The sequence below is a fragment of the Candidatus Thiosymbion oneisti genome, assembly GCF_900092655.1.
GTDB classification, from domain to species: Bacteria; Pseudomonadota; Gammaproteobacteria; order Chromatiales; family Chromatiaceae; genus Thiosymbion; species Thiosymbion oneisti.
In genome coordinates, this window is record NZ_FLUY01001859.1 from 1 (window position 1) to 2,413 (window position 2,413).

2 protein-coding genes are annotated in these 2,413 nt (G+C 62.1%); both read right to left on the reverse strand.

The annotated features are described in order from the left end of the window. Positions 1-114 precede the first annotated feature (114 nt). Complete coding sequence (locus BQ17_RS19725; protein WP_089730066.1) at positions 115-1,125, reverse strand: aminoglycoside phosphotransferase family protein; 1,011 nt, start codon at positions 1,123-1,125, stop codon at positions 115-117. Between the two features lie 18 nt (positions 1,126-1,143). Next, positions 1,144-1,827 carry a hypothetical protein gene (locus BQ17_RS19730; protein WP_089730068.1) on the reverse strand — a complete coding sequence of 228 codons (684 nt, stop codon included), beginning with the start codon at positions 1,825-1,827 and terminating at the stop codon, positions 1,144-1,146. Positions 1,828-2,413 lie beyond the last annotated feature (586 nt).

Consider the following 2,413-nt stretch of genomic DNA (forward strand, 5'->3'; position numbering starts at 1 on the left):
GGCGCCATTGCGTCCTGGCGTTAAATGGGCCGGAAAGTGAGCGGCCAAGCATAAAATTTTCAAACTGAGCCACTGCCATAATTTGCGTTCATTTGCGGAAAAAAGGTTCCCATGTTATCGGTACTTGGGTACTGCCGTACTAGTGACCGGGAGGTCGGGAAAAACCCGCTCGCGGATCAAGTCCGCGAGTGCCGTCAGCCGTGGGTATGCCGGCGCGACTTCGAGCACATAGGCCAGGGTGCGGGGGATGTCCGCGAGGTAGCCGGGCTTGTGGTCCCGCACGTTCAGACGGGCAAAGATCCCGCTTGCCTTGAGATGACGCTGGACCCCCATGAGGTCAAACCAGGTCATGAAGCGATCCGCATCCTGGGGGCGCAGGATCCCCGAGTGCACCGCCAGCGTTGCGTACCCCCGCGCCCAGTCTTCGACTTGCTCCCGCGGCCAGCCGATGTAGCAGTCCCGCAGCAGGGAGACCGGATCATAGGCCACGGGCCCTGCTACCGCGTCCTGAAAATCCAGGATTCCCGGCGAGGGCGGGGCCGTGACCATCAGGTTCCGCGAGTGAAAATCCCGGTGCACCCATACTCGGGGTTGCTCCAGGACATGCTCCACCAGAAACTCGCAGGCCGACTCCAGCACTGCATTTTCTACGTCCGAAAGCTCCCATCCCAGCTGGCGGACCAGCAACCAATCGCGAAACAGCGCCAGCTCCCGGTGCAGGAAGGGCCCATCGTATTGGGGCAGTCCCTCAGTGGACGCGCAGGCCTGGATGACCACCAGGGCCGCCAGGGCATCCCCGTAGAGCCGGTCCGCATTCTCCTGATCCAGGACGTCGAGATAGAGCCGTGTCCCCAGGTCAGCCAGCAGCAGCAGCCCTTGACCGGGCGCTTGGGCATAGACCTGCGGTGTGTTCAGACCCAGCGCTCGCAGCCGCTCGGCGATGCGCACGAAGCGTTCGATGTCCGCCACGACCGGGGGGGCATCCATGAGGATATAGCTGCGGTCATCCGGACGGACCCGCCAGTAACGTCGGGAGCTGGCATCGCCCGCGACCGGCTCCAACCGGCATTCCCTACCCAGGACGTGTCTGATCCAATCCGCCAACAGGGCACGCCGTTCTCGCATCTTTGTCCTATACGAGCCTTAGCGATAGTCGAAACAGAACATCCGTGACGAGGTGCCTATGGTGCTCACGTAGCTTACCAGGCACGCTTTGTTGTTGGCGCCGTCAGTGATCTTGCGGACAATCAGATCACCCTCTTTGAGCTCATGTTCCTGACGCAGTGGGCCCACACCTTGGGGAGTAGTCGGATAGCAGAAGGTCGAGGGGGCGGTCCCTTCGGTTTTCACGAAGGCCACCAGACAGGTGGTACCGGCACTCGCGTCAGAGATCCGGTGCACATCCAGGTCGCCCTCGCGCAAATGGCTATCGACCTGCAACCCCTCCTTGAAACGGTGCGTGCTCGGATAGCAATGCACCGCCGGCGATGTGCCGGGGGTGCTTACGTAGGCGACTAGACAGGCGCGGTTGTTCTTGCCGTCCTCTACCTTGCGGATGACCAACTCGCCCTCCTTCAAGTGCGCCGCCTGCCGCACATCGGCGCCGAACTCGCCCACGACCTCGTAGCAATCGGTGATCGGGCTGGTCCCGGCGGTACGGATATAGAAAGTCATGCAGGTCTTTTTGGCCACCAGATCCGTGATGTTGCGGACGATCAGATCGCCCTCCCGCAAGAAGCCGGTCTGAACCACGAGGGTGGAGCTGAACTCCCCCGCCGCGGCAAAGAGTGGCACCAGACATGCGAACAGACCCATGAGCCGTTTCATATGAAAATCTCCTTTCTCGTTTAATCGACCGCCCGCAGCGCGGTCGGCAACCGCCTAATACCGGGAGTGATTATACCCGTCACCTATCCCGAGCCGGGTAGTGGTAAATTTTCAAGCCTGCGTAGGGCGGATAAGCCTGCGCCATCCACCGTATGCCGGCCGCCGCCGTCGCCCTGGCCTGACCAGCCCTACGGGCTTGCCGAGCCCTAAGCCCCCTCGCTGCGCTCGGGGCAAGCTCTCTCTCCCGGCGGGAGAGTGTCGCAAAAGCCCCTCTCCCGCCGGGAGAGGGGTTGGGGTGAGGGGGGAGGCGCCGGCAAGCCGGTGCCTGAGTGCATGCTGGACCACGGCCGCAACCGGCAACTGACCACTGACAACTGAACACAACTTGTTAATCGAAAAGAGATTGGCTCTTTATGGATTCCGGACTGCTTTAGAGTGCGCCGGCAAAGCGGCGCGTCCGAATCAAACCTCGACAACGGGGATATCAGCGGCGGTTGCCAGGAATCCGAGCACTTGAGGTTTCACCCGCGCCGCGGCGACGGCGCTTTCCCCCGGCCGCAGCGCCCTTACTTGGAACAGAGGTGTC

What these genes read in the sequence shown, in the direction of transcription:
- BQ17_RS19725 (WP_089730066.1), bottom strand. Translation starts at nt 1,125, where the DNA reads ATGCGAGAACGGCGTGCCCTGTTGGCGGATTGGATCAGACACGTCCTG.
- BQ17_RS19730 (WP_089730068.1), bottom strand. Translation starts at nt 1,827, where the DNA reads ATGAAACGGCTCATGGGTCTGTTCGCATGTCTGGTGCCACTCTTTGCC.